The organism is Clostridium sp. DFI.1.208 (genome assembly GCF_024463855.1).
Classification (GTDB): Bacteria; Bacillota_I; Bacilli_A; order Erysipelotrichales; family Erysipelotrichaceae; genus Clostridium_AQ.
On the sequence record NZ_JANGCA010000324.1, the window covers coordinates 1 to 255 of the forward strand.

At 42.7% G+C, this 255-nt stretch carries 1 protein-coding gene; it reads left to right on the top strand.

Translation table 11 applies throughout. From position 1 onward, the window contains the following. The coding region (locus tag NE665_RS24545; protein ID WP_256302787.1) for a hypothetical protein at positions 1–255 on the top strand (255 nt) is incomplete at both ends.

Sequence of the window (255 nt, forward strand, 5' to 3'; positions counted from 1 at the left end):
TTGAATATCGCTCCAGTTAAATTTAAAGTATCAAGCAATACAGCATATGAGACACTTCCAGACGGTGCTACACCGGTCATCACTGTCACTAAACAGGATACTTCAGTAAAAGGACGTATCGCAGTCGCAAAACAGGGAGAGGTCCTTACTTCTGCAGAAACTGATGATCATGGCAATACGAAGTTCAAATATGAAATGCGGAAATTGAAGGGTGCTGTGTTCGAAGTCAAGGCAGCGGAAGATATCTCATCTCCA